Source organism: Caldanaerobius polysaccharolyticus DSM 13641 (assembly GCF_000427425.1).
GTDB classification, from domain to species: domain Bacteria; phylum Bacillota; class Thermoanaerobacteria; order Thermoanaerobacterales; family Caldanaerobiaceae; genus Caldanaerobius; species Caldanaerobius polysaccharolyticus.
The window spans coordinates 137962-161593 of record NZ_KE386494.1 but is presented as its reverse complement, the minus strand read 5'-3'; the positions used below and the strand labels follow the sequence as shown (position 1 = coordinate 161593).

Sequence of the window (23632 nt, the reverse complement as noted above, 5' to 3'; positions counted from 1 at the left end):
TTGATATAATAATAGTACCAAAGGGTGTGTAGGTGTTGTAGTATGCCCAACGATGGCATAAAGGTTATAGCGGAAAACAGAAAGGCGTATCATGATTACTTCATTGAAGAGCGATATGAAGCAGGAATTGTACTGGCTGGGACGGAGGTTAAGTCTATAAGGGCAGGTAAGGTCAATTTAAAAGACAGCTTTGCCAGGGTAGAGGATAATGAGGTGTGGTTATACAACATGCATATAAGCCCGTATGAGAAGGGCAATATATATAATAAGGATCCGTTGCGCACTAGAAAGCTCCTCCTGAACAGGCATGAGATAAATAAATTGGGAGGCTATGTACAAAGGGGAGGTTATACCCTTGTGCCTCTCAAGATATATTTAAAGCGCGGTCTTGTGAAAATTGAATTGGCGGTAGCCAAGGGCAAAAAGATTTACGACAAGCGAGATGCGATAGCGAAAAAGACAGCGCAAAGGGAAATGGAAAAAGAATTTAAAGCCCGCAATGTGACCATTTGACTATTAAAATTGGGGGCGTATTGGTTTCGACGGGGGTAATCGGAAGAAGAGAAGCGGGTCGTGGGGTCCGGGACCACGTTAAAACCTGGAGAAAAAATAAACGGCAACAGAAATTTAGCTTTAGCTGCCTAATTATATAAGGTAGCCGTCCAACCACCAATTCCCGCGTTGGTGGATTGGGCGTCGACTTAGCGGGGAACGGGTTCTCCAAAGCTTTGAGGAGAATCGGCACTTATGAAGCTAGCTGAGAGCGTATCCTGTTGCTGGGAGACGCTCGAGGCGAATTTTAAAACAGCAACTGCACCCGGAGATGCTCTTGTTTCGATGCCTTCGGACCGGGGTTCGATTCCCCGCGCCTCCACTTATTTGTATAGGAGGATTGTTTTATGGAATTGCCTTTAAATTCTGTAGCTTTTCGGATAGGGCCTATATCTGTTCATTGGTATGGCATATTTATGGCCATATCCATTGGCGTGGGTATGTATTATCTTTATAAAAAAGCCGTGGAAAAGGGTTATGATGATGATTTTCTAACCAACCTATTGCTTTTGGTTGTTATTTTCGGGATTATAGGTGCGAGGTTGATGTTTGTCATTACGAATACGCCGGGGTGGTTTGTAAGCGATCCCATTCAGATATTGAAAGTGTATGAAGGTGGGCTGTCCTGGCATGGGGCAGTGCTAGGCGGTTTTTTGGCGGGCTTGTGGTATTGTAGAAAAAAAGGGAAAAGGATTAACCCGTTAGAGGATTATGCTGTAGTGGGCCTTGCTGTGGGCAATATATTGGTAAGGATTGGAAATATATTTAATCATGAAGTATTGGGCAGGACTACTCAGTTCACCTTTGGTAGATGGCCTGACCAACTGGTGGGAGTGGCCATCGGTATTATACTGTTAATAAGGTATTTTTATTTGCAGAAAAAGGATATTGCAGAAGGGTATCAGTTCTGGTCTTATATATTTTATTACCAACTAATACGAGGCGTGGTAGAGGAAACGTTTAAAGACACTCCTTTGCTTTTGCCTGTATATTATAATAAAGCCCTAGGTATAGGGCTTTTGACTACCACTCAGGTGGCAACGCCGTTTGTGCTTTTGTTTACCTTCTGGATGATGCAGAGAGTAAAAAAGGATAAAAATTTAGAAATTTCGAATAGCTAGTATGTTCCATATCCTTTGATCTTCTTGACCTAGTCTCCATACAGCTATGCCGGGAATGTTGTACTCCATTAAAAGTTCCAGCTTTGCTGTGAAACTTCTCACGTCTTCAAACCATACCGTATGTGAGGTTGTATTCATGGTATAAGTAAAAGTGGATTCTTGTGCTGTTTCATCGTACGTTATATTTGCACCTAAATTGCGTGCTAGTTCTATTGCCTGGTTGTAGGATAGGGTGCGGGGAATAGTTACATTTTCTGTCCAGTCATAACCGTAGACAGCCATTCCCAGCCTTATTTTATTTGGTGGTATTACAGTTACAGCGTAATTCAACACGTTTCTTACAAAACCTATAGAAGCAATGGGGCCGGGTGTTGCAAAATGTTCATCGTAAGCCAGTATATACATTTCGTCACAAAATCTTTGTATAGCGGAGTAATTGAAAGCCCCCGAAAAAGGATGATCAGGATTATCTTTTAATTCAGCAGGCACTGAAATGGTAGTTTTGATGCCTTTCCCGGAGAGTTCGGTGTACAGCATTTGCATAAAGGTTGTAAGGTTTTGCCTGTCTTCTGGCGGCACAAACTCAAAGTCTATATTTACGCCGGGATACTTTTCTCCAACGGCCATATTGACGATGTTCGTAACTAAAGTGCTTCTAAGTTGAGGGTTTGAAAGAAGGTTGTGTATTCTATCTCGCATTTGCGGGCTAGAGTAATTGTGAATTATGGGGTAGACCTGGATATTTTTTTGCGCTTCTGTTTCTTTTACGTCTTTTTCTGCTTGATCATCCAATGTCCCGTCTGCTTTTACCCCATACCAATAAGGAACTAGTTTATCGATTAAGTTCCCGTGTTCTGATAAATCCTGCTTGGCATCAGGAGAGCTTACATAAAACCAGATATTGTCTATATCCATATGCGAACACCACCGAGAAAAATTATATACCATATATTATGCTTATGTTATAATAATGTGTGTGAAGTATCTTTAAAGGAGAAGGTAGTAGATGGACGTAGTAATTAGAAGGGCGGTATTGGATGACGTTCCTGCTATAATGGAAATTTACAATGAATCCATATTATCCTCTGTGGCCACATTTGACGTGGAACCCAAGACTTTTGAAGATAGGGTAGAGTGGTTTTTATCCCATGACGATAAGTACCCTATTTACGTAGCCGAAATGGATGGATATGTGGTGGGGTGGGCGAGCATAAGCCGGTTTAGAGATAGGTATGCGTACAGGTACACGGTGGAAAACTCTATATACGTCAGAGATAATTATAGGGGGATGGGTATAGGGAGCAAGTTGATGAAGGCGCTTATCGATGCGTCAAAAGAGTTAGGTTATCATACTATTGTGAGCGTTATCTCATCGCAGAATGTGGAAAGCATCAACCTTCACAAAAAATTCGGGTTTAAAGTTGTAGGTGTGTGCAAAGAAGTTGGTTATAAGTTTGATCAGTGGATAGATGTGGTCTACATGCAGATAATGCTGTGATTGTAATTTGGCTATCGATGTATGTCAGATGGGGAATTTTGCGCTGAAGAATGCCTGGGAGCATGTACTACGGTGATACTATTAAAAATTATTTCTCTTTCTCGTTGAGGGTTGTTTTTATCTGCGATTTTTTCCCTTATTTCCACCCTAGGTACAACCACTGTAACTTCATGGGGAACGTCTATATCCAGTTTTCTAGAAATCGTGATATTAAGGCCGTAAAGGTTCAAATTGATTACGTCTTGCTGGGTATGTCTTAATCCGATAAACTCTGCGATTTTTTTAAAGATGCTTTTTTTATCTCCGCAATTTGCGCCTTTTGCCTTTGAGGTATTGCGGGCCATATATATCACCTGGCCTGTATTTATATATGCAATATATTTGTATTCAATCAAAGGAATTGTGTGAATTAAATGAACTCTTAAATTGCAATATTAAATGCGACACATTTTTTGGAAACCCGAATGATGTTGGATTTCGAAATCATGAATTTTGAAACTCAGAAGTTAGCAGTTCTATTTCCCTGAAAAAGAGCTCTGCTGGCTGGCGGTAACCAAGGATTTTTCTTGGCAAGGTATTACACCAATTCTGCGCCCGCTCAATTTGTGAAAGCGACAATTCACTGATAGCTGTTCCCTTAGGAATCAACCGCCTGACTAGACCATTGTGCCGCTCATTAGTGGCTCGTTCCCAGGCGGAATAGGGGTGAGCATAGTAAATATCAATCCCATGGACGTTTAAATTGGCAAACTCACTACCGTTATCCGCAGTGATGCTCTTAAACACCCGAGAAAACATAAGACCATACTGGCTTTTTAGCCGCTTTAACGCTTCATCCACTGCCTCAACAGTTTTGCTTGCCAATGGGAGGAGCAGATGATAACGAGTTTTCCTTTCTGTTAGGGTCAGCAGAACATGGTCATTAGAGAGTCTTCCAAGAACAGTGTCGATTTCCCAATGGCCGAACTCCTCACGCTTTTCAATGCTATCAGGCCGCTCGCTAATACTCTTGCCGAAAAGGCGCTTGTGTTTTCTCAAAGAATTCTTCTTCGGTTTACGTCTGGTTTTTATGAAAAGGTCTATATTGCGGACTTTAAGCAAGCAGCGGTCGATGTAGTTGTATAGGGTTTTGGTGCAAACCATGGACGAAGGGTCAAAGAGTTTTTCTCGGCGAGCAGCTCCTACAACAGCATCAGGGGACCATTTGTCTTGAAGTATCTTTTGCTCAGCATATTGGAGGAAGGATTCAACTTGGAGGATCTTACTTTTTCGGCCACAGAAAGAGCGGTTCTTCTCATATACCGCCTGGCCGGTTTCAGGGAAGTATGCTTCATATGTAGTTAGATCTGTGCGGCGTTGAGTTGTGGTGCCACGTTTTATTTCGCGGTAAATGGTGCTGCGATGGCGGCCAAGTTTTTTAGCGATTTGAGATGGTGAGAACCCTTCTTTTAAAAGAGCACAAATTTTACCTCTTTCATAAGGTGTAAGGTGTTTAAAAGTACGAGCATTCCTGTAATGATTTAAAATGAGCTAAAATGGGCTAAACCGAACTTTGAAAAAATAAATACCCCCTGATATAATTTTAGGTGTCAAGTGTTCGAACACTGATAAAAATGACACCTAACTACAGGAGGTATCTAAAATGAAGTATACACAAAATGAAAAGATATTACAAGTGAATGAAAAAACTTTAATAATAGGTGTTGATATCGCAAAGAAAACACACCATGCCAGGGCATTTGATTTTAGAGGTGTAGAATATGGCAAGCATATAGAATTCGAAAACGACAGGAGAGGAATGGAAAAATTCCTTGAATGGGCTACAAATTTGAAAGAAGCAAATGAGAAAGACCAATTGATGGTCGGTATGGAGCCCACAGGCCATTATTGGTTATGCTTTGCTCAATATCTTAAAGACAATGGTATAAAATTGGTATTGGTAAATCCATACCATGTAAAAAAGAGCAAAGAACTGGATGATAATTCGCCTACAAAAAATGACCGAAAAGATCCAAAAACAATAGCAATGCTCGTCAAAGATGGAAGATATGTAGAACCTAATATACCCGAAGGCATATACGCAGAATTAAGAATTGCAGTAGATATACATGAAAGATTAAATAAAGATTTAATCATGATAAAAAACCAAGTTATAAGATGGCTTGATATATACTTTCCAGAATTTAATACAGTATTTGCAGACTGGGAAGGGAAAGCAGCATTAATAAAGAATTTCCAACACCAGAAAAGATAATTGAAAAAGGCGTTGAAGGCATAGTATCTTGCTGGAGAAGTGAAGTATATAGTGCAGTTGGTAAGAAAAAGGCAATAAGTCTTGTAAAAGCTGCAGAAGAGAGTATAGGCAAAAGGCAAGGCATAAAGATAGCAGAATATGAAATAAGGTATCTACTTGAGCGATATGATATAATTACGAAACAAAAAGAAGAAATTGAGGAGAAAATGGAAGAGCTTGCAATGAAAGTACCTGGGGCCCGGGAGATATTGGAGATTAAAGGTGTAGGAATAAATACAGTAGCGGCGTTTATTTCTGAAGTAGGCGACATAAAAAATTATGAACATCCAAGACAGATACAGAAATTAGGGGGATTAAATCTGGTAGAGAACAGTTCCGGAGAGCATGAAGGGGAAACAACAATAAGTAAGAGGGGGCGTAGGCGCTTAAGGAGCATATTATATAAGGTAATAGTGCCAATAGTAGCTAAGAATCAGGAATTTCGGATACTACATGAATATTATACGACAAGAAAAGGAAACCCTCTAAAAAAGAAACAGTCATTGATAGTGTTATGCTGCAAGTTAATAAGGATATTCTTTGCGATATTAAAAAAAGGAATAAAGTACGATCCTGAAAAAATGTTAAAAGACATAAAAAGGCCATCATTACAGGAAGTTGCATAAAAGCACCGCATTTGCGATTATGCATCGCATCCGCTCGAAGTCTTGGGCAAGGATTAACATCTCGGTTTTGCTTTGCTCACTTCGCAAGCCGACCCTTGACAGCCTCGCGTTCTGCGATGGTTAGGACAATTAAGCGGTGCAAAGGATAATAGTGAAATTGGGTTTCGTAAGGCGATTATGAACTAAGTAGAATTTAACATTGAGAACAAGAGCGGGAGTTGTCAGGTAAGATTTCTCCATAAGGGCAGAGACCCTGTGTACGAGCATAACTGACATCCACCTCATGGAAGGTAGAACGAAGGAATTAAGGACAAAGATCCTGTGAGAGATGGGAGGGTAAACCCCATGAGAGAAGTGGAGCTATCCTGCCATAATATGGAATTAACTTACATAAGTTTATTAAAGTCATAGTTATAAAGGTAATATAAGTAAAAAATAACAACACCAACCATGAGGTGCTATTATTGCAATGAGAAAATCGAAGAAAAACGAAGATATCGTGAGAAAATGAAAGATAATAGAGGGAGGTGATGTGGTATACTCTTGAGTAAGAACCATAGCTGAAACCCTCCATATGTGTTAGTTTTTTTACCAACCAACATCATATCGGGTTTCATGCTATGGTTCAACTATTTTTTGGTGTCGCATTTAATTTTACAATTAACCTTTCGTTTATAACTCATGTTTTTTACTTGTTTTTTACAGTCCATATTAATACATTTAGTACTAAAATGATAATAAAAGTATATAACAAAGAGAAATTAGGGAAGAATTTATGGATTAAAAAATATACAAATACGCTTATAAAAAATATGACTATTAAATAAAAAGTCTTACTTGAGTTAATTTTTACCGCTTCCTTTCTTTGGCTTCATAAAATTTTTATGTTCCAAAAATAACATATGTTTTCGTCGTTAGGATATTATAATGACTTCACTTTGTCAATGTAAATTTTAAGAGAGGCAGAAGAGATACAAATAATGACGGAAAGATAGACGTATACGGTTTTGGTGACGTGTTTACTGATTTAGTAAAATGAAGACGATGTAAAATTGGAAGGGATTAATTTCTATATTTTTAATATATATGTATTTAACCGAAAATTATATAATTGCTGCGGGAAGACCCATCTTCTTTAGGATATGGCATAAAAGCAGCGTTTTTTTATTTTTGCTACAATTAAGCTATGGATAGGATTAAGACGAGATACTCTTATTACAATATCAATTATCATTTTGTGTGGATACCAAAATACAGAATGAAAACACTGAAAGATGATATTGCAAAGGAGCTTGAACGGTTGTTTTAAGAAAAGCGTGGACGCATGGAGGTAGAAATACTGAATCTATCCATTCAATTCGAACATGTACACCTTTTCGTATCTGCATCACTTTGGTTTTGCTGTTTCAAATTACTGGTATTAATTATAACAAAGTGTTTGCGGATACGGGCAGCAGTCATCAAAGTTGACGAAATTATGTCGGTAAGCAAAGCCCTACTTGAGATGGAGGCATGGGAAGGAGATGTGATCTTAACCACATTTGTACAGCTATTTCAATCGATATTCACAGACAGAAACAGTGCTTTAAAAAATTTAAAAAGCTAGCAGGTAGTATCGTAATATTGGATGAAGTGCAGGCAGTACCAGAAAAGTATATGCCTCTTGTTAGTGCTACTTTGCAAAAAATATCAGAATATTATGGTACTAAATTCATACTTATGACGGATACTCAGCCTAAGATATTGGAGTTTGGTGATCAGTTGCTGAATAGTCATGAATATAGTACAGGTTGTTACTGTACATGGTAGATGGAGAAGTTTGCTAAAAGATGCGCCCGGAATATAGATTATAAAATAAAAGACGAGCACGTAACGGTTTACCTTGATACCATTATAGATAACTTATTACCTATAATGATGGTCTATCCGACCATACAGAATGACTGTAAGTCTTGGCTCAACCGTTACGTACCCGTCTGCTATTATATTAACCGTTTTTAATATGATATATACAGGAAAAACAATCCATATAAAACTGATGCTCTACTGAATAAAAAGGCGTAAACGTGTATCATCATGAACGTAAATTATGGTATAATATGTATCAATAGGCGGTTATTTTAGAGGGTTGGGTTATGCGGAAATAGTTGAACGTATTTGAAATTAATAAAATAGGAGATTGGGATGTAAACCAAAAGATGCGGTCTTTGGAGATACCTAATGAAGAATAAGTGTACTACCATTCATAATAATGCAAGGGGGAATTTAGTTGAGGTTTAAAGTTGCTTTAGTTATTTTAACGGTTGTAGCAATGTTGTCAACAATTGTTCACCCGGCGTTTTCGGCAACAACGGTCCCTGACAATATAAAATCTGCTATACAAGGTGTTATATTATTGCATATTGATAGTCCCGATGCTTTTGTTAAAGGCACAAAGACCAAGATAGATTCAAAGGGCGTTATAAAACCTTTCATAAAAAATAACAGGGTCATGCTTCCATTGAGATTTATTGCAGAGAACCTAGGCGCTAAGGTAATTTATGATAACATGACAGGGACCATAACACTGGAGTTTGGTAATTGCAAGGTCATTATGAAAGCCAACGATAGCACTATGATAGTAAATGACAATAAGGTGCAATTGTATATACCGCCAGAGATATTTCAAGGTATTACAATGGTACCGGTAAGGGCTGTTGCAGAAGCACTGGGTAAAAAGGTCTCCTGGAATGAAAAGGGTCTAATAGCTATTGGAGATGAAAATATTTTTGAAGGTAAAGACAATAATTTTATTGAAACACTAAATAAATTATTTTCGGAAACTCCAGAGAATCAACCCAAGCCACCAGTTAACCCACCTAAACCGCCGGTTAGGGATCTTGACGCTCTTGTAAAGCCATCGTATGTCATAGCGACACTAAAAAGAGATGCCCCTCTGTATAAATATAACAACACCCGTTACCGGATAGGTGCTTTAAAAAAAGGGGAAAAAGTGGAGGTTATTCAGGACAGATCTGGTGTCTGGTATAATGTGAAATCTCTTTCGTCGTCAATAGTCGGTTGGACTTATGGAGTCAACTTGATTATACCTCCTGATCCCCCCACCAACAAAAACCTGTTAACAAAAGATGAGTTAGAAAGATACGTAAATATCAAGGGGTTTACTAGCGAGACGCCTTATTTTGTGTGGGTTGATATAAGCAGGCAGTATACATATGTTTTCATGGGGACAAAAGGCAAATGGCGGCTTTACAAATCCATTCCCTGTGCTACGGGCAAAAATTCCTCTCCCACTATAAGGGGAACGTTCAAAATTGGCAACAGGGGCAAGGAGATGTACTTTCCTCAGTATAAAAGTAAAGTAAAGTATTGGGTAAGCTTTTATGGATCATTGTATCTTTTTCATTCGGTTCTTTTAGATAAAAACGATAGAATTATTGATCCTACATTATTAAAAAGAGCTTCCCATGGCTGTATAAGATTGCCTTTACAAGAAAGTAAATGGTTTTATGATTATGTAAAAAAAGGATCCACTGTTTTCATATATTAGTGCTCTTAAGCATTATATCAACAAGATGGCCTTTGGCGAAATTATAAAATATTTAAATGAGAGGAGAATGTATATGGAAGAAAAAATGATAGGCAGTAATGTTGTGACCCAGATAGGCATAGTTGTACACGATGCGGAAAAGACGGCTAAGATGTACGAAAAGGTATTTGGGATAAAGCCTACTTCAACGGTGATAACCGACACGGTGGATGTTGCAAAGACTGAGTATAAAGGCAGCTCCACAAAGGCCAGGGCGAAGCTTATATTCTTCAAGATGGGATCTTTAGACATAGAACTTATAGAGCCCGACAGCGAACCCAGTACATGGAGGGAATTTTTAGATAAACATGGGGAAGGAGTACATCACATCGCATTTCAGATAAAGGGTATGAAGGACACTGTGGCGGCGTTGGAGGCTAACGGCATGCCACTGGTCCAAAAGGGTGAGTACACCGGAGGGCGATATGCCTACATAGATGCCGAGGATAAGCTCAAGGTTATAGTAGAGCTACTGGAAAACGACTGATAAGTAATAGGTGCGCCGCTTTGGCGCACCTATTACGTGGAAAGCCTGCGAAGGCGATTACCTGCCGCTTTTTTGTCTGCTCGCATGATCACCCATCCGATTGCACAGGCAAGCAAGGAGAGCGCGAATATCAGTATAAAAAGCATTATCGGCTCTAACGTATAGATATAGCCACCTATGGCGCCAGCAGGTATACTTATGGCAGTGATGAATATAGACGAATAGGATATTACATTTGCTCGCTTTTTATCGTCGATGGAGTTAGCCCAGCACGTCTCTAAGTTAGGGCCCATTATCGCAAAGCCTATAGCGCTTATAAGTGTGGTCAACGTCAACATGCCAATATGCCTAGGGGGAGATAGCACCAATAAAAGATTGCTTAAGGACGTAAGCACCAGCCCGATAAGCAGTGCTCCTTTTTCACCGCCTATTCTCATTTTAGGTATAATTGCGAACAAGGCGGTCATGGTCATTATCGTGCCTATAGCTGGAAATATGGATACCATCCTATCGCTTATCTTAAGTTGTGAAATTAGGTAGAGGTTGTTATATGTATTTTTTAGGATAAACTGAAAGTTGTTTAGCACCACGATGGAAAGCAGCATGAGGTTTTCCGGATGGGTAAGTATGTATTTTATCGCATCGTATACGTCCTTTAAGACCTCTTTATGGCTGCTGTTTTTGCTATTTTGCATCATCATTACACCTATGGAGGTTTCGGTAAGGTATGCATATCTTATTAAGATAGCGGTGAATATCACCACAAAGCTCATAATGTACAACGCCCTGGTAGCGGATACCACTCCGTAGCGAGATACGAGGATTCCTCCCAATGGCACAAACAAACCTCCTATGGCGAAGACGATGTTTTGAAAAGACCATATGGTAATTCTCTCTTGAGGACTGGAATCGTCAACCAATATGCATCTCCACGCTATCTCAGCTACCTTTACAAAGGAATTCAGTAGCGCCGCCAGTAGAAATGTAACAAAACTTCGGGAAAAAGCCCATGCCAGGCACGCTAAGGCCCATGCAATGGTGTCAAATATGGTTATGGTGATTTTTCTACCCAGCTTGTTTGTCAGTATACCAGCGTAAAAGGAGTTTATGAGCTGGGCCAGAAGGTTTATAGAAGATATAATCCCTATTTGTTCGGCGGTTAAACCAAGTCTAGACATATATATAGTGGCGTATGTTGTAAACATACTAATGGGTATGTTGATGAGAGGGCCCACTGCGATGGTTATCCTTGCGTTGCTGTTTATAGATTTAAAGCGAGAGTATATATCTTTAAACATAAGTTACCTCCTCATAACAATTACACTGAGCAATAGTATATTATTACGCCACTTGTAAGTCAATAGAAAATGATTTTAGCATGTAGGAGTGACGTCGTAATGAATTTAGTAGATACTTATATGAGGTGGATAAAGAAAAGCACAAATAATCCCGAGAAGATCAGAAAGCTCATGGTATTGGGACTGAGGGCAGAACAGATCTTTTTTTCCCTATTTGGGGACAAACATGTGCCCAAATCCTTAAATTACCTGAATAAAATAGGCGTGGAGTTTATATTAAATCCGCTGGTACATAGTGATCAGTCGGCATGGGTCAACCTGTTTGCCCCTACCGAAATACTTCATGCCATGGATATATATCCTCTGTGTATAGAGGCCTTTTCGTCTTTTCTCGTGGGTTTTCAATGCGAAGATATCTACATAGACTATGCCCAACGGTCTGGAATATCTGATACCCTTTGTAGCTACCATAAGGGATTTATAGGAGCGGCTTTAACCGACCTCTTGCCCAAGCCTAAGTTTATGATTACGTCGTCCATGTTGTGTGATGCCAATATAAGCACGTTCAGGTACCTTTCGTGGTATCACCATGTGCCCATGTACTCTATCGATGTGCCGTTTGAGTACAGCTCCCAGAGCGTCAGTTATTTAGAAGGGCAGCTCAGGGAGATGGTGAAGATGCTGGAGCAGGCCACGGGCAAAAAGATGGATGAGGATAAGCTAAAAGAGGTGATAAAGAGGGAAAATAAGACTCACGCCTATATGAATAGGTATATAGATGCCCTAAGGTATAAATGTCATCCTACCACTCTGACGCTGGAGATGTATATGTTATTTGTGACCCATACGTTTATGGGAACCCAGCAAACCTTGAGATTTTACGAGATGCTGACGGATGAGATGCAAAGCTTTCCCGATAGTAAGGCTAAGAGGGTATTTTGGGTGCACATTGTGCCTTTTTACCCCTATGGGTTAAAGCGGTATTTTAATTACAGCCGAGAATACGAAATCTTAGGCCTTGACTTGAACTTTGATTATCTGGAGGAGATGGACTGCGATAACCCGTACAGGGCGCTGGCCAGAAAAATGATCCTCAACCACGGCAATGGGCCTTATCAGAGGAAGATAGACAGCATAATGAATATAATCGACAGGTTACAACCCGACGGTGTAATACACTTCTGTCAGTGGGGATGCAAGCAGTCGGTGGGGGGAATGATGCTGTTAAAGCAGGTGCTGGATGAAAGGGGCATACCGTTTCTCGCCCTGGATGGAGATGGGGCAGATCGGCGCAACCATCATGAAGGGCAAGTAAACACCAGACTAGAAGCATTTTTAGAGATGATAGGTAAGCGGGAGGGGTGCTTATGACCGTAGGATACATATGTAAATATACGCCTGTGAAGCTTTTGGAAAACATGGGCGTTGATTGTAGGCGCATAGAACCGGTGCGTGTTGATAATGAAGTGGCGGAAGCCCTTATGCACCCAAATATGTGTACATATGTGAAAGGGGTGCTTTCAGAGGTATTCAGGGGCGGATACGATGGCATAATCCTTGTAAACTGCTGTGACAGCGCGAGGCGGTTGTACGATGTCCTGAAAAATGCGAAAAAAGACATGATGGTGTACATGCTGGATTTGCCCAGAAAAGGCGGGGAACAGGCTGTGGATGTGTATGCCGGTGAAATAAAAAAATTGGTACAGGCTTTTGCAGGTTTCTATGGCAAAGAGTTTAACGTCCAGGATTTTAAAAAATATATGTGGACAGAGCAGATTGCCACACAGGCCAATAAACCTAAAGCGCGCAAAGGTACAAGCCTGGCTATAATGGGTGCCAGATGCAGTTCTTACCTCATCGATTTGATTAAAAAGGCAGGGGCAGATGAGGTGTTAAATTATACGTGTACTGGGGATTTGCTAGAATATGTGCCGCTTTTTGATAGATCGGCAGGAGAGCAGGAGATGATAGAATGGTACGCGAAATGCCTTATGCGCTCTATTCCATGTATGCGCATGGCGGATATTGATACAAGGCGGGACATGTTGGAGGATATAATGGCAAATGTAGACGGCATTGTGTACCACACTATAAAGTTCTGCGAGTTTTATTCATATGAGTATTCTTATATAAAAGACAATTGTCATTTTCCTATACTGAAAATAGAGACCGATTTTACCAGAGACAGTGAGGGACAGTTGATGACCAGGGTGAGCGCTTTTGTTGAATCATTAAAGGAAAAAAACGGAACCAGAAAGCATATGCGTAAGTCTGAAAAGAAAATAGTAGCTGGTGTAGACAGCGGGTCCTTATCCACCGACGTGGTTATACTGGATGAGGATTATAACATCCTGTCATATAGCGTTGTACCCACTGGTGCATCCATAGTGGAAAGCGCCGACAGGGCTTTTTCACAGGCTATTGAAAAGGCCGGAATTAGGCGGAATGATGTTTCATTTGTCGTATCTACCGGCTATGGGCGCATAAACATCCCATTTGCCGATAAGCAGGTGACCGAGATAACCTGCCACGGCAAGGGGGCCTATTTTTTAAACAACGGCGTAAGAACTATTATAGATATAGGCGGACAGGACAGCAAGGTAATAAGATTGGATGACGACGGCAATGTGGTGGATTTTGTGATGAATGACAGGTGCTCGGCGGGAACAGGGCGTTTTTTAGAAGTGATGGCGAGGGCCCTGGAAATCCCGCTGGAAAGGATGGGAGAGGAAGCCCAGAAGGCGACAGAGGAGATAAACATCACAAGCATATGCACGGTTTTCGCGGAGTCAGAGGTTGTGTCCCTTATTGCGCAGAATAAAAAGAGAGCGGATATAGTAAAGGGGCTGCACAATTCAGTAGCCGCCAAAGCTATTGGCCTGCTTGACAGAGTAGGCCGTAAAGGCGCTTACATGATGACAGGTGGAGTGGCAAAAAATAGAGGGGTGGTAGAGGCTATAGAGCAGAAAATAGGGGAAAAAGTGTATGTCCCTGAGGAGCCGCAAATAGTAGGGGCATTGGGTGCAGCTATTTTAGCATTACAGGAATAATTTTTAAAGAAAGGAGAGAGAAAGCGAGTTGAAATTCGGGGTAGCTCAGCTGTCCATAGGAGATAAAATAGAGTATAATTTGGCAAAGGTCTATAGGTACATGGAAAGAGCCGCAGGAGAAGGCATCTGTCTTTTAGGTTTTCCTGAGATGTTTCTTACAGGTTACAATCCATCGTACGTGGGAAATGGGGATTTAAACGCTAAAGTAGATGAAGCACTAGGTGGCATCGGGATGAAAAGCAAAGAGCTTGGAGTGGGCGCCATCGTTGGGCATGGATATCGCCACGGCGGCAAGTTTATAAATAGGGCCTCGGTGATTTTACCTGATGGCCGTAAGTTTAGCTACGATAAAATCCATCTCACCGAGGTTGAAGAGAAGTACTTTGTACCGGGTTCCGAGAGTTTGTACTTTGAATTTGCGGGCCACAGGATAGGGGTGATCATATGCAGGGATCAGAATGACCCTATGTTAATAAGGCACCTTAGAGAACAAGGGGTGGATATACTGTATATAATATCGGCCCACTATTATAAGCTGCAAGAAGCCAGGTGGAAGGTAGATAAAAATCGCGCTATACCCATTGCCAGGGCAGTAGAGAATAAAATCTATGTTTTTCTGGCTAATGCGGTGGGCAGCCACATAGGGATGGTGAGCTTGGGCAACAGCCTTATAGTGGATCCTGAGGGGTGTGTGGTGGTATCGGCAGGGGAAATCGAAGAATGCCTTTTGACTACTCCGGTAGGAGAAGCGTATTAATATCGCTACGCTTTTCCACTTAGGCCGATTTCGTCTGCCACTTGCTGCATTCCTATGATGGTCTGCTCGATTATGTAATCTAATTCCATTTCCAGCATTTTTGCGCCTTCTTCTATCACGTTGCGGTTTACGCCACTGGCGAAGCTTTTTTGCTTCCATTTCTTTTTTACAGATTTTACACTGAGATCAGATAGACTTTTGCTTGGCCTTAAGATGGCCACGGCTGTGATAAATCCTGTCAATTCGTCTACCGTGTAAAGCACTTTTTCCATTTTGTGTATAGGTTTTACATCGTTGACGATATTGTAGCCATGGCTTTCTATAGCCCTTATATACTCCTCGGGGTATCCATAGCGCGTCAATATTTCTCTTACTTTTTTGCAATGCTGTTGTGGGTACATCTCATAGTCGATATCGTGCAATAGGCCGATTATACCCCATTTTGTTACGTCGTTTTCGTCGAGGTTGAACAGCCGCGCGAAGTGTTTCATAACAGCTTCCACCGCCAGAGCGTGTTTGATAAGGCTTTCGCTTTTTGTGTACTCTTTTAATAGCGCAAATGCTGATTCTCTGGTTATTTCTCCATTACTCATTCTTTCATCACCCTTGCTGTTATTTTAAAAAGAGGTTTGGGGAAATAAGCTTGCGCTTATATTCCCAAACCTTATTTACTCTTGGAACAGAGGTGTGGACAGGTATCTTTCACCTGTATCTGGCAACAGGGCAACGATCGTCTTCCCTTTGTTTTCTGGCCTCTTTGCTATTTGCGTTGCGGCAAAAGCCGCTGCTCCTGAGGAAATGCCAACAATAAGGCCCTCCAGTTTTGCCAATTTTCTGGAGGTCTCAAAGGCCTCTTCGTTCTTGACTTTAAAGACCTCATCAATGACACTCCTGTTTAACACATCGGGGACAAATCCGGCCCCTATGCCCTGTATTTTATGAGGCCCGGGCTTGCCGCCCGACAAAACCGGCGAATCAAAAGGCTCTACAGCTACGATTTTGACATCAGGTTTTTTTTGCTTTAACACTTCTCCTACCCCTGTTATAGTTCCACCTGTACCAACGCCAGCTACGAATATATCTACCTGTCCGTCGGTATCCCGCCAGATCTCTTCTGCGGTGGTTTTTCTGTGTATTTCGGGGTTTGCGGGATTTTTAAATTGCTGAGGGATAAATGAGTTAGGCGTCTGTGCTGCCAGTTCTTCTGCCTTTTTTACAGCTCCTTTCATTCCCTCAATGCCAGGGGTTAAGACCAGCTCGGCTCCCAGAGCTTTGAGCAGATTCCTTCTTTCAATGCTCATGGTATCAGGCATTGTGAGTATAAGCCTGTAGCCTTTTGCGGCTGCCACAAATGCCAGCGCTATTCCCGTATTACCGCTGGTGGGTTCGATTATAACAGTGTCTTTGTTTATAAGCCCTTTTTCCTCTGCGTCCTTGATCATAGCGTATCCAATCCTATCTTTTACGCTGGACAAAGGATTAAAGTACTCCAGCTTGGCTATAAGCCTTGCTTCCAGTTGATTTGCCCTGTTATAATTAGAGAGCTCCAAAAGGGGTGTATTTCCTATAAGATCCGTTAGGTTTTTCGCAATATTCATTGTAATTACCTCCAAGTATATATTTTTAAATCCAAGTAAATCAGTATGTTTATACACATTTTAAACTTATAAAAAAGATTTGTCAATAGTTTTTTGATGCTATTTGCCAGTGGGACACCTGTGTGTATGGTATAATATATGAGAAAACTAAAGCAAAAAGGGTAAAGGAGGAGAAGGCGTTGATTAAAAAGGCGATAATACCTGCGGCAGGATTGGGAACCAGATTTCTGCCAGCTACAAAGGCGCAACCCAAAGAAATGTTGCCCATAGTAGACAAACCCACTATACAGTACATCGTGGAGGAAGCGATTAGTTCTGGAGTTGAAGACATCCTTATAATCACAGGTAGAAACAAGAGATCCATTGAAGACCATTTTGATAAATCAGTGGAGCTAGAATTGGAGCTTAAAAAGAAGGGGCAGGAGGAACTTTTAAACCTCATAGAAGATATAACCAACATGGTGAATATACATTACATAAGGCAAAAAGAAGCCAAGGGTTTAGGCCATGCTGTATACTGCGCCCGAGCTTTTGTGGGCAACGAGCCTTTTGCTGTGCTGTTAGGAGATGATGTGGTCGATTCTAAAAAGCCTGTTTTAAAGCAGATGATAGAACAGTATGAAAAATACCGCTGTTCTATTATCGGAGTCCAGGAGGTGCCTTATGAAGATGTGAGCAAATACGGCATAGTGGATTGCCAGCGTGTAGAAAAAAACCTTTTTAAGGTTAAAGACCTGGTGGAAAAGCCTAAAAAAGAAACAGCCCCTTCCCGCATGGCCATATTGGGCAGATACATAATAACGCCGAGGATATTTGATATACTGGAGAATTTAAAGCCAGGCGCTGGAGGGGAAATACAGCTTACAGATGCGCTGAAAGAATTGTTGAGGTACGAGAGTATTTACGCGTACAACTTTGAGGGAAAAAGGTACGATATAGGCGATAAATTAGGCTTTTTAAAGGCTACAGTAGAATTCGCCCTTAAGAGGGGGGATTTAAAAGATCAGTTTGAGGACTATATCCTTCAAATAGCAGAGTCTATTGCTAAGAAAAGAAAGGGAGGAGATTGAGGTTTGAAGCGTTTTTATTTGGGCCTGCTTTTAATATTTAGCGTATTAATTTTTTCCGCATGTTCTGGTGAAAAACAGAGCAATCGTATTTACACGGGGACAATTGAGGCCACTGAAGTAAATATACAGTCTGAAATTGCCGGGCGTATAACGGATGTTTACGTCAAAGAAGGCGATGAGGTGAAAAAAGGCGAGAAAATTGCTCAACTGGATGTGAAGCAGTATCAAGAGCAGGCAAAGGCTGCAAAGGCGGCATTGGACATAGCGCAATTGAAGTATGATAGGGTAAAAAATACAAATGGAGCAGAGTTAGATGCAGCAAAACTCAATTTGGAACAGGCTCAGGCAGCGTACTCTCTTGCAAATTTAGCGGTGGAAAAGGGCATTATAACGGCTCCGATGGACGGCACTATAACAGGCGTATATTTAAATAGAGGAGAAGTAGTTGCGTCGGGAGGAATCGTAGCGCAGCTGTCGGACCTCGGGGATCTATGGGTCAAAATATACGTGCCTGAAAAGGAACTTTATAAAGTTTCGCTAAATGAAAAGGTTTACGTGAAAGTGGACTTCTTGAAAGGCTATGTGACAGGCAAAGTTATTTTTATTTCTCCTGAAGGGGAATTTACCCCTAAAAATGCCGTTACACGATCATCAAAAGAAGATGTGGTCCACGAGGTAAAGGTACAGATTATGGATCACATCAAAGATCTAAAGCCGGGTATGCTCGCTGATGTCAGGATTTGAGAGAGGTGTTAAAGTGGAGTACGTAATCGAGCTGGAAAATCTCACAAAGCGTTTTGGCAATATCGTGGCCGTGGATAACCTCTCTATAAAAGTACCGACGGGCAAAATTTTTGGACTTTTAGGGCCTAACGGTTCTGGAAAATCCACTACCATAAGAATGATATGTGGCATTATAAGGCCCACGTCAGGAGGTGGATCCGTAATAGGCTACGATATTGAAAAAGATGCGGAAAAAATAAAAAAATCCATTGGGTACATGTCTCAAAAGTTCAGCCTTTACGAAGATCTTACTGTAAAAGAAAATTTGGATTTTTATTCCAGTATTTATGGGCTTGGCAAAAGAGAAATGGCTGAAAAGGAAAAGGAAATTATTGAGATGGCGGACTTAAAAGGCAGAGAGAAGCAGTTGGTATCAACGCTATCTGGAGGGTGGAAACAACGCCTCGCTCTGGGGTGCGCCCTGCTCCATAGCCCAAAACTTCTTATACTGGATGAGCCCACATCAGGAGTGGATCCCCTTTCCCGGAGGATGTTCTGGAATATTATCAAAAACTTGTCCTTGAAAGGGTTATCGGTTTTGGTTACGACCCATTACATGGATGAAGCTGAGATATGCGACTACGTGGCATTCATGCTTGATGGAAGGCTTATGGCTTTTGGTACCCCTGCTGAAATAAAGAGTTCAAATAAATTAAATAGCCTTGAAGATGTTTTTGTGAAATTTGTGAAGGGATGATGTGGTATGGACGTGCATAGGCTTTACGCTATTATGAAGAAAGAGTTTATCCAGATAAAAAGAGATAGACCCAGCCTCATCATATCGCTGGTTATGCCTCTGGTCATGTTGCTGCTTTTTGCGTACGCTGTAGCGACAGAGGTGGAACACATACCTATGGCTGTTTTAGACCAGAGCAAAACGCAACAGAGCAGGGATTTCATAAAGGCGTACAAAAATTCCCTTTACTTTGACCCTGATTATTTCGTGGACAGCATGGAAGAACTAAACCTCCTACTTGACAGAGGAAAAGTTCGCGCTGCTTTGGTCATACCTCCTGATTTTTCAATGTACAAAGAAAAAACAATACCCGTGCTTTTGAAAATAGATGGCTCGGATCCTACCACAGCGCGGACGGCTTTATCCAGCGGGGTTATGGTGGCTCAATCCTTTTTCAATAATAAGGTAAGGGGAGACCTGTTTAAAAGAGGACTGCATTTTGTATCATCTGGTATAGATTTGAGGACCAAAGTGGAGTACAATCCTGAATTGAACACCTTGAACTTTACAATACCTGGTTTGCTGGGCCTGGTTATTCAAAATATAACAGTTATCTTTACAGCTTTTGCTCTGGTCAGGGAAAAAGAGAGGGGGACCATGGAACAGCTTATCTTCACACCTGTGAAATCCGCTGAGTTGATGATAGGGAAACTTATACCTTATGTGGTCATAGGGTATACAGATTTTTTAATGGTGCTGGCGTTGAGCGTGTACTGGTTTCATGTCCCTATTAATGGCAATGTGTATCTGCTTCTCACTTTAGGATTTGCCTTTGTGATCTGTTCCCTGGCAATAGGCATATTGATATCCACGGTTGCAAAAACCCAAACCCAGGCTATGCAAGGAGCTTTCTTGACTTTGCTGCCTACCATTATATTGTCGGGTTTTATATTTCCCCGCGAGCAGATGCCTATGGTAGTAAGAGCTATAAGTGATATATTCCCATTGACATATTTTCTGGTGATATTAAGGGGAATAATCATAAAAGGGGTACATGCTTCCATACTTATGCCGCAGATTTATGCAATTGTTGCCATGGGAATAATCCTTTTAACTGCTGCGGTACTGAGGTTCAGAAAGAGACTGGATTAATATATATTCAAATTTTAGGAGATGGTGAGCATGTTTATAAAGGTGGAAAACCTCACTAAAGTCTACAAGGCAGGAGGAAATGAGATACGAGCCTTAGATGGAGTGAGTTTTGAGCTTGAGAAGGGCAAAATTTATACAGTTATCGGTCCATCTGGTTCTGGCAAGACGACGCTTTTTAACATACTCGGTGGGATTGATGTAGCTCAAGAGGGAAGCGTGTTTGTGGATGGAAAAGAGGTTACAAGGATGAGTCAAAAGGAGCTCACCCAATACCGCCGCCAGAAGGTGGGCTTTGTATTCCAGTTTTACAACCTCGTAAATGGCCTTACTGTGTACGAAAATGTCCTTGCCAGTGCTGTCTTAAGTTCGAATCCTTTGGATGTTGACCAGATCTTAAAGATGGTGGACGTGGAATCAGAAAAAAACAAATTTCCTTTTGAGCTTTCAGGTGGGCAGCAGCAGAGGGTTGCCATAGCGAGGGCTATTGTTAAAAAACCCTCTGTGATACTTTGTGACGAGCCTACAGGTGCCCTTGATTATGATAGTGCTAAACTGGTATTAAGTCTTTTGGAGAAGATCAATGAAGAGTTTAATACCACCATTCTGATCATCACCCACAATCTCGCGATTTCCCGCATGGCCCACGCCACCCTGAGGCTTAGAAGTGGCAAATTGGTTGAATTTGCTCAAAATCCAGGAAAGATCTCGGCAAAAGAGGTGGTATGGTGATGGTTTTAAACAGAATTCCCAAAAGGACTATATTGAGAAATAAATCGCAGTTCTTGGGCATTATAATCCTCGTCGCAATAGCTTCAATGACATACGCGCTCTTCGCCGTTTCTATGAGAAATATAAGGGAAAACTACGATTATTACATTAAGCATTACAACCAGGAAGATGGGCATTTTATAACATTGCAACAGGTGGATAGAGATTATTTGAAAAGTAAATACGGCGTCGAGATGGAGGAGAGATTGTCGTATGATTGGGAAGAAGATGGCAAGACATTGAGGATATTCTCGCCGTCAAAGCACATCAATATTCCCTTTGTGGAAAAAGGGAGGCTGCCATCAAAAGGCGAAATATTGATTGATCCCAATTTTGCCGGGAAACAGGGCTATAAGGTAGGGGATAAAATCTTAATCGGAGGCAGGGTTTTTAGGATAAGCGGCTTTTTCTATCTTCCAGACTATACCTACATAATCAAGAACGAACAGGATTTTTTAAATGATCCCGAGCATTTTGGAATCGCCGTGATGAATCTGGATGACTTAAAGGAGTTTATTCCAAAGCCTTCTTATCATTATTACATGGTCAAAAAACTTCCTGCAGACGTGGATGCCTTTAAAAGAGATATAAATAGCAGGTGGAATGTTTTGGGCTTTGTTTTAAGAGATGAAAATCCCAGAATTGTATATACTGACTTAAAGGTATCAGGAGTGCAAAAGTTTATATTGCCGCTCAGCCTGTTTATTGTAATTATTTCGTCTATAATTCTTTTTATAGTCATCAGAAGGCTTATCAACGCCATGCACGCCGAGATAGGCACGCTTTATTCGCTGGGGTATACAAAAAGAGAAATTTTGAGCGTGTTTATGAGATTTCCGGTTTACATATGGTTAGTCGGAAGCGTCCTAGGCGCAAGCGTGGGATTTTTGGAGGCAATTCCGCTTACCAATTTTTTTAGGGAATATTTTACCCTGCCCATTGTAAAGACGGTATACCCTGTTTACGAGATGGGCATTGCTGTGATTTTACCTGCTGTCTTCATATTGACATCGGGGTATTTGGCAATAAACAGGTTCTTTAAGCTTAGCATCGTTGAGATGCTTCACGGAATCGAGAAGATTAAATACAATAGGTTACCGCGGATTAATTTTTTTGATAACTTTGAATTTAAAAACCGAATAATGTTAAAGACAGGGCTTTTACACATTGGCCGCGAGCTTATATTGGCTCTAGGGGTTATGTTTTCTACAACCTTGCTTTTGTACGGCCTGAGCGCGAAGGACGCTGTTATGAATACCATTAATAAGGCATACGAAGAGAATTTCAGGTACAAATACGCGTTTATTTTAAATTCCAGCTCCCCTCATCCTGAAATAAACCTTAAAGCTTTGCCAGCCGAAGCTTTTAACTTTCAGGTTTTTGAAGTAAAAGGCCAAAAATTCAGCGTGATGATATATGGCGTTAAAAAGGACAGTAAGTTTTTGAATATAACCGATGAGAAAGGGCAAAAACTTACGTTTGACGGGCTTGTTTTGACAAAGTCTTTGGCACAAAAGCTGAATGCAAAAGAAGGGGATAGCATAGAATTAATTAACAAATTCAATGGCAAAAAGTATGTCTTAGAAATTAAGAAAATAGCAAATGTTTATGTTGGGAATTATGGGTATATGGGCTTGGATGAGTTTAATAACGCGTTTGGTTTTGAAAAGGGAAGTTATATGGGATTGTTTTCAAACAGGTACCTTGACATTCCTGAGAGTCTTTTATTCGATGTACAAAACAAAGAGTATATTATGAAGAGCTTTAAAGATTCGGCGAAAGCTCTGGAAAAATCCATCAGCACGGTTGTATTGATTGCGTCGGTGTTGGCGCTTTTGATTATTTACGTCCTTTCAAGCCTGGCTGTTGCTGAGAATAAAAAGCCGATTGGAATACTAAAAATTCTCGGCTATAGAGACAAAGATGTATCGTACATGCTCCTGGGATTTAATAATCTTTCGTTTTTGGTAGGTTTTGTTTTGGGCGTGCCTTTTTCCAAGCTTGTCATAAACTCGCTAATGCTTTCTGCCACTAAAGAGATTGACTTTGCGCTTTCGATTGATGTAAAACCCACTGCTATTTTAACTGGATTTGTGGTGCTTTTTGCGACTTTCTTGCTCACAAAATACCTTGCTGGAAGAAGCATTGGTAAAATAACCCCTGCAGAGATTCTCAAAGAACAGGTTGATTAAGTAATGTTGCTTGGTATGGGAATCAAGACGTTTTTAGCACGTACTAGAGAAAAGTGGAGAGAGAATGAGAAAGCGTGAGTAATGTTAAAAAGAAATAACTAAAATTCGGTTAATTTGAGTAA

The 23632-nt window shown here is 40.9% G+C and carries 21 protein-coding genes, 1 other RNA gene and 1 pseudogene; 17 read left to right on the top strand and 6 right to left on the bottom strand.

Annotated features, from left to right (window positions below; genetic code table 11):
• Positions 1-42: 42 nt before the first annotated feature.
• The 3 genes from smpB (at position 43) to CALPO_RS0101740 (ending at position 1673) form a co-directional block, all read left to right on the top strand.
• Positions 43-513, top strand: coding sequence for an SsrA-binding protein SmpB (gene smpB, locus CALPO_RS0101745; RefSeq protein WP_026485790.1), 471 nt, complete (start codon positions 43-45; stop codon positions 511-513).
• 11 nt (positions 514-524) lie between these two features.
• Positions 525-877: a transfer-messenger RNA gene (gene ssrA, locus CALPO_RS14365) on the top strand.
• Between the two features lie 22 nt (positions 878-899).
• Entirely contained in the window at positions 900-1673 is a 774-nt protein-coding gene (locus CALPO_RS0101740) for a prolipoprotein diacylglyceryl transferase (protein ID WP_026485789.1), read from the top strand.
• Here CALPO_RS0101740 and CALPO_RS0101735 read toward each other — a convergent pair.
• Complete coding sequence (locus CALPO_RS0101735; RefSeq protein ID WP_026485788.1) at positions 1653-2582, bottom strand: glycosyl hydrolase family 18 protein; 930 nt, start codon at positions 2580-2582, stop codon at positions 1653-1655. The two genes, CALPO_RS0101740 and CALPO_RS0101735, sit on opposite strands and share 21 nt — an antisense overlap.
• 97 nt (positions 2583-2679) lie before the next feature.
• Here CALPO_RS0101735 and CALPO_RS0101730 point away from each other — a divergent pair, with 97 nt between their 5' ends.
• Positions 2680-3171, top strand: a complete 492-nt coding sequence (locus tag CALPO_RS0101730; protein WP_026485787.1) for a GNAT family N-acetyltransferase — start codon at positions 2680-2682, stop codon at positions 3169-3171.
• Between the two features lie 11 nt (positions 3172-3182).
• Here the strand turns inward: CALPO_RS0101730 and CALPO_RS0101725 are convergent, their stop codons facing one another.
• Positions 3183-3515, bottom strand: coding sequence for a hypothetical protein (locus CALPO_RS0101725; RefSeq protein ID WP_051585774.1), 333 nt, complete (start codon positions 3513-3515; stop codon positions 3183-3185).
• 139 nt (positions 3516-3654) lie between these two features.
• Entirely contained in the window at positions 3655-4698 is a 1044-nt protein-coding gene (locus CALPO_RS0101720) for an IS30 family transposase (RefSeq protein ID WP_026485785.1), read from the bottom strand.
• A 115-nt stretch (positions 4699-4813) separates the two neighbouring features.
• Here CALPO_RS0101720 and CALPO_RS13015 point away from each other — a divergent pair.
• The 4 genes and pseudogenes from CALPO_RS13015 (at position 4814) to CALPO_RS0101695 (ending at position 10166) form a co-directional block, all read left to right on the top strand.
• Positions 4814-6090, top strand: a pseudogene (locus CALPO_RS13015) (IS110 family RNA-guided transposase).
• 1186 nt (positions 6091-7276) lie between these two features.
• Positions 7277-7399 (top strand): transposase, encoded by a 123-nt coding sequence (locus CALPO_RS15195; RefSeq protein WP_084295123.1) that lies wholly within the window; start codon positions 7277-7279, stop codon positions 7397-7399.
• 960 nt (positions 7400-8359) lie between these two features.
• Entirely contained in the window at positions 8360-9640 is a 1281-nt protein-coding gene (locus CALPO_RS14090; protein WP_051585773.1) for a stalk domain-containing protein, read from the top strand.
• A 73-nt stretch (positions 9641-9713) separates the two neighbouring features.
• The gene (locus CALPO_RS0101695) at positions 9714-10166 is read left to right on the top strand and encodes a VOC family protein (RefSeq protein WP_026485782.1); all 453 of its coding nucleotides are present in this window, start codon (positions 9714-9716) and stop codon (positions 10164-10166) included.
• A 32-nt stretch (positions 10167-10198) separates the two neighbouring features.
• Here CALPO_RS0101695 and CALPO_RS0101690 read toward each other — a convergent pair whose 3' ends face one another.
• Positions 10199-11464: an MFS transporter gene (locus tag CALPO_RS0101690; protein ID WP_026485781.1), complete on the bottom strand. Its 1266-nt coding sequence runs from the start codon at positions 11462-11464 to the stop codon at positions 10199-10201.
• 99 nt (positions 11465-11563) lie between these two features.
• Between CALPO_RS0101690 and CALPO_RS0101685 the strand changes: the two genes are divergently transcribed.
• From CALPO_RS0101685 to CALPO_RS0101675, 3 genes are read left to right on the top strand one after another with little or no spacing between them, the layout of a single operon-like run.
• A complete protein-coding gene (locus CALPO_RS0101685) occupies positions 11564-12835 on the top strand; it encodes a 2-hydroxyacyl-CoA dehydratase subunit D (RefSeq protein ID WP_026485780.1) in 1272 nt (423 codons plus the stop codon).
• Positions 12832-14514 (top strand): acyl-CoA dehydratase activase, encoded by a 1683-nt coding sequence (locus tag CALPO_RS0101680; RefSeq protein ID WP_026485779.1) that lies wholly within the window; start codon positions 12832-12834, stop codon positions 14512-14514. Before CALPO_RS0101685 ends, CALPO_RS0101680 begins: the two co-directional genes overlap by 4 nt.
• A 28-nt stretch (positions 14515-14542) precedes the next feature.
• Positions 14543-15271 carry a carbon-nitrogen hydrolase family protein gene (locus tag CALPO_RS0101675; RefSeq protein ID WP_026485778.1) on the top strand — a complete coding sequence of 243 codons (729 nt, stop codon included), beginning with the start codon at positions 14543-14545 and terminating at the stop codon, positions 15269-15271.
• Positions 15272-15276: 5 nt separating this feature from the next.
• Here CALPO_RS0101675 and CALPO_RS0101670 read toward each other — a convergent pair whose 3' ends face one another.
• Together CALPO_RS0101670 and cysK are read right to left on the bottom strand one after the other, a co-directional pair.
• Positions 15277-15864, bottom strand: a complete 588-nt coding sequence (locus CALPO_RS0101670; protein ID WP_026485777.1) for an HDIG domain-containing metalloprotein — start codon at positions 15862-15864, stop codon at positions 15277-15279.
• A 75-nt stretch (positions 15865-15939) separates the two neighbouring features.
• Complete coding sequence (gene cysK / locus CALPO_RS0101665) at positions 15940-16869, bottom strand: cysteine synthase A (RefSeq protein ID WP_035171965.1); 930 nt, start codon at positions 16867-16869, stop codon at positions 15940-15942.
• Between the two features lie 179 nt (positions 16870-17048).
• On the opposite strand from cysK, the gene galU reads away from it, so the two are divergent.
• Genes galU through CALPO_RS0101635 form a run of 6 tightly spaced genes read left to right on the top strand, consistent with a single transcriptional unit; the run spans position 17049 to position 23510 of the window.
• Positions 17049-17939 carry a UTP--glucose-1-phosphate uridylyltransferase GalU gene (gene galU / locus CALPO_RS0101660; RefSeq protein ID WP_026485775.1) on the top strand — a complete coding sequence of 297 codons (891 nt, stop codon included), beginning with the start codon at positions 17049-17051 and terminating at the stop codon, positions 17937-17939.
• A gap of 3 nt (positions 17940-17942) precedes the next feature.
• Entirely contained in the window at positions 17943-18683 is a 741-nt protein-coding gene (locus CALPO_RS0101655; protein ID WP_026485774.1) for an efflux RND transporter periplasmic adaptor subunit, read from the top strand.
• 13 nt (positions 18684-18696) lie between these two features.
• Positions 18697-19419, top strand: a complete 723-nt coding sequence (locus CALPO_RS14570) for an ABC transporter ATP-binding protein (protein ID WP_026485773.1) — start codon at positions 18697-18699, stop codon at positions 19417-19419.
• A gap of 6 nt (positions 19420-19425) precedes the next feature.
• Positions 19426-20550 (top strand): ABC transporter permease, encoded by a 1125-nt coding sequence (locus CALPO_RS14565; RefSeq protein WP_026485772.1) that lies wholly within the window; start codon positions 19426-19428, stop codon positions 20548-20550.
• Positions 20551-20580: 30 nt separating this feature from the next.
• Complete coding sequence (locus CALPO_RS0101640) at positions 20581-21279, top strand: ABC transporter ATP-binding protein (RefSeq protein WP_026485771.1); 699 nt, start codon at positions 20581-20583, stop codon at positions 21277-21279.
• On the top strand, positions 21279-23510 hold the full coding sequence (locus tag CALPO_RS0101635) for an ABC transporter permease (RefSeq protein ID WP_026485770.1): 2232 nt from the start codon (positions 21279-21281) through the stop codon (positions 23508-23510). Before CALPO_RS0101640 ends, CALPO_RS0101635 begins: the two co-directional genes overlap by 1 nt.
• Positions 23511-23632: the final 122 nt, after the last annotated feature.

Bases quoted from the DNA above. Each gene is read 5' to 3' on its own strand.
- smpB (WP_026485790.1), top strand. From the start codon at position 43: ATGCCCAACGATGGCATAAAGGTTATAGCGGAAAACAGAAAGGCGTAT.
- CALPO_RS0101740 (WP_026485789.1), top strand. From the start codon at position 900: ATGGAATTGCCTTTAAATTCTGTAGCTTTTCGGATAGGGCCTATATCT.
- CALPO_RS0101730 (WP_026485787.1), top strand. From the start codon at position 2,680: ATGGACGTAGTAATTAGAAGGGCGGTATTGGATGACGTTCCTGCTATA.
- CALPO_RS0101725 (WP_051585774.1), bottom strand. From the start codon at position 3,515: ATGGCCCGCAATACCTCAAAGGCAAAAGGCGCAAATTGCGGAGATAAA.
- CALPO_RS15195 (WP_084295123.1), top strand. From the start codon at position 7,277: ATGGATAGGATTAAGACGAGATACTCTTATTACAATATCAATTATCAT.
- CALPO_RS0101695 (WP_026485782.1), top strand. From the start codon at position 9,714: ATGGAAGAAAAAATGATAGGCAGTAATGTTGTGACCCAGATAGGCATA.
- CALPO_RS0101690 (WP_026485781.1), bottom strand. From the start codon at position 11,464: ATGTTTAAAGATATATACTCTCGCTTTAAATCTATAAACAGCAACGCA.
- CALPO_RS0101685 (WP_026485780.1), top strand. From the start codon at position 11,564: ATGAATTTAGTAGATACTTATATGAGGTGGATAAAGAAAAGCACAAAT.
- CALPO_RS0101680 (WP_026485779.1), top strand. From the start codon at position 12,832: ATGACCGTAGGATACATATGTAAATATACGCCTGTGAAGCTTTTGGAA.
- CALPO_RS0101670 (WP_026485777.1), bottom strand. From the start codon at position 15,864: ATGAGTAATGGAGAAATAACCAGAGAATCAGCATTTGCGCTATTAAAA.
- cysK (WP_035171965.1), bottom strand. From the start codon at position 16,869: ATGAATATTGCGAAAAACCTAACGGATCTTATAGGAAATACACCCCTT.
- CALPO_RS14565 (WP_026485772.1), top strand. From the start codon at position 19,426: ATGGACGTGCATAGGCTTTACGCTATTATGAAGAAAGAGTTTATCCAG.
- CALPO_RS0101640 (WP_026485771.1), top strand. From the start codon at position 20,581: ATGTTTATAAAGGTGGAAAACCTCACTAAAGTCTACAAGGCAGGAGGA.
- CALPO_RS0101635 (WP_026485770.1), top strand. From the start codon at position 21,279: ATGGTTTTAAACAGAATTCCCAAAAGGACTATATTGAGAAATAAATCG.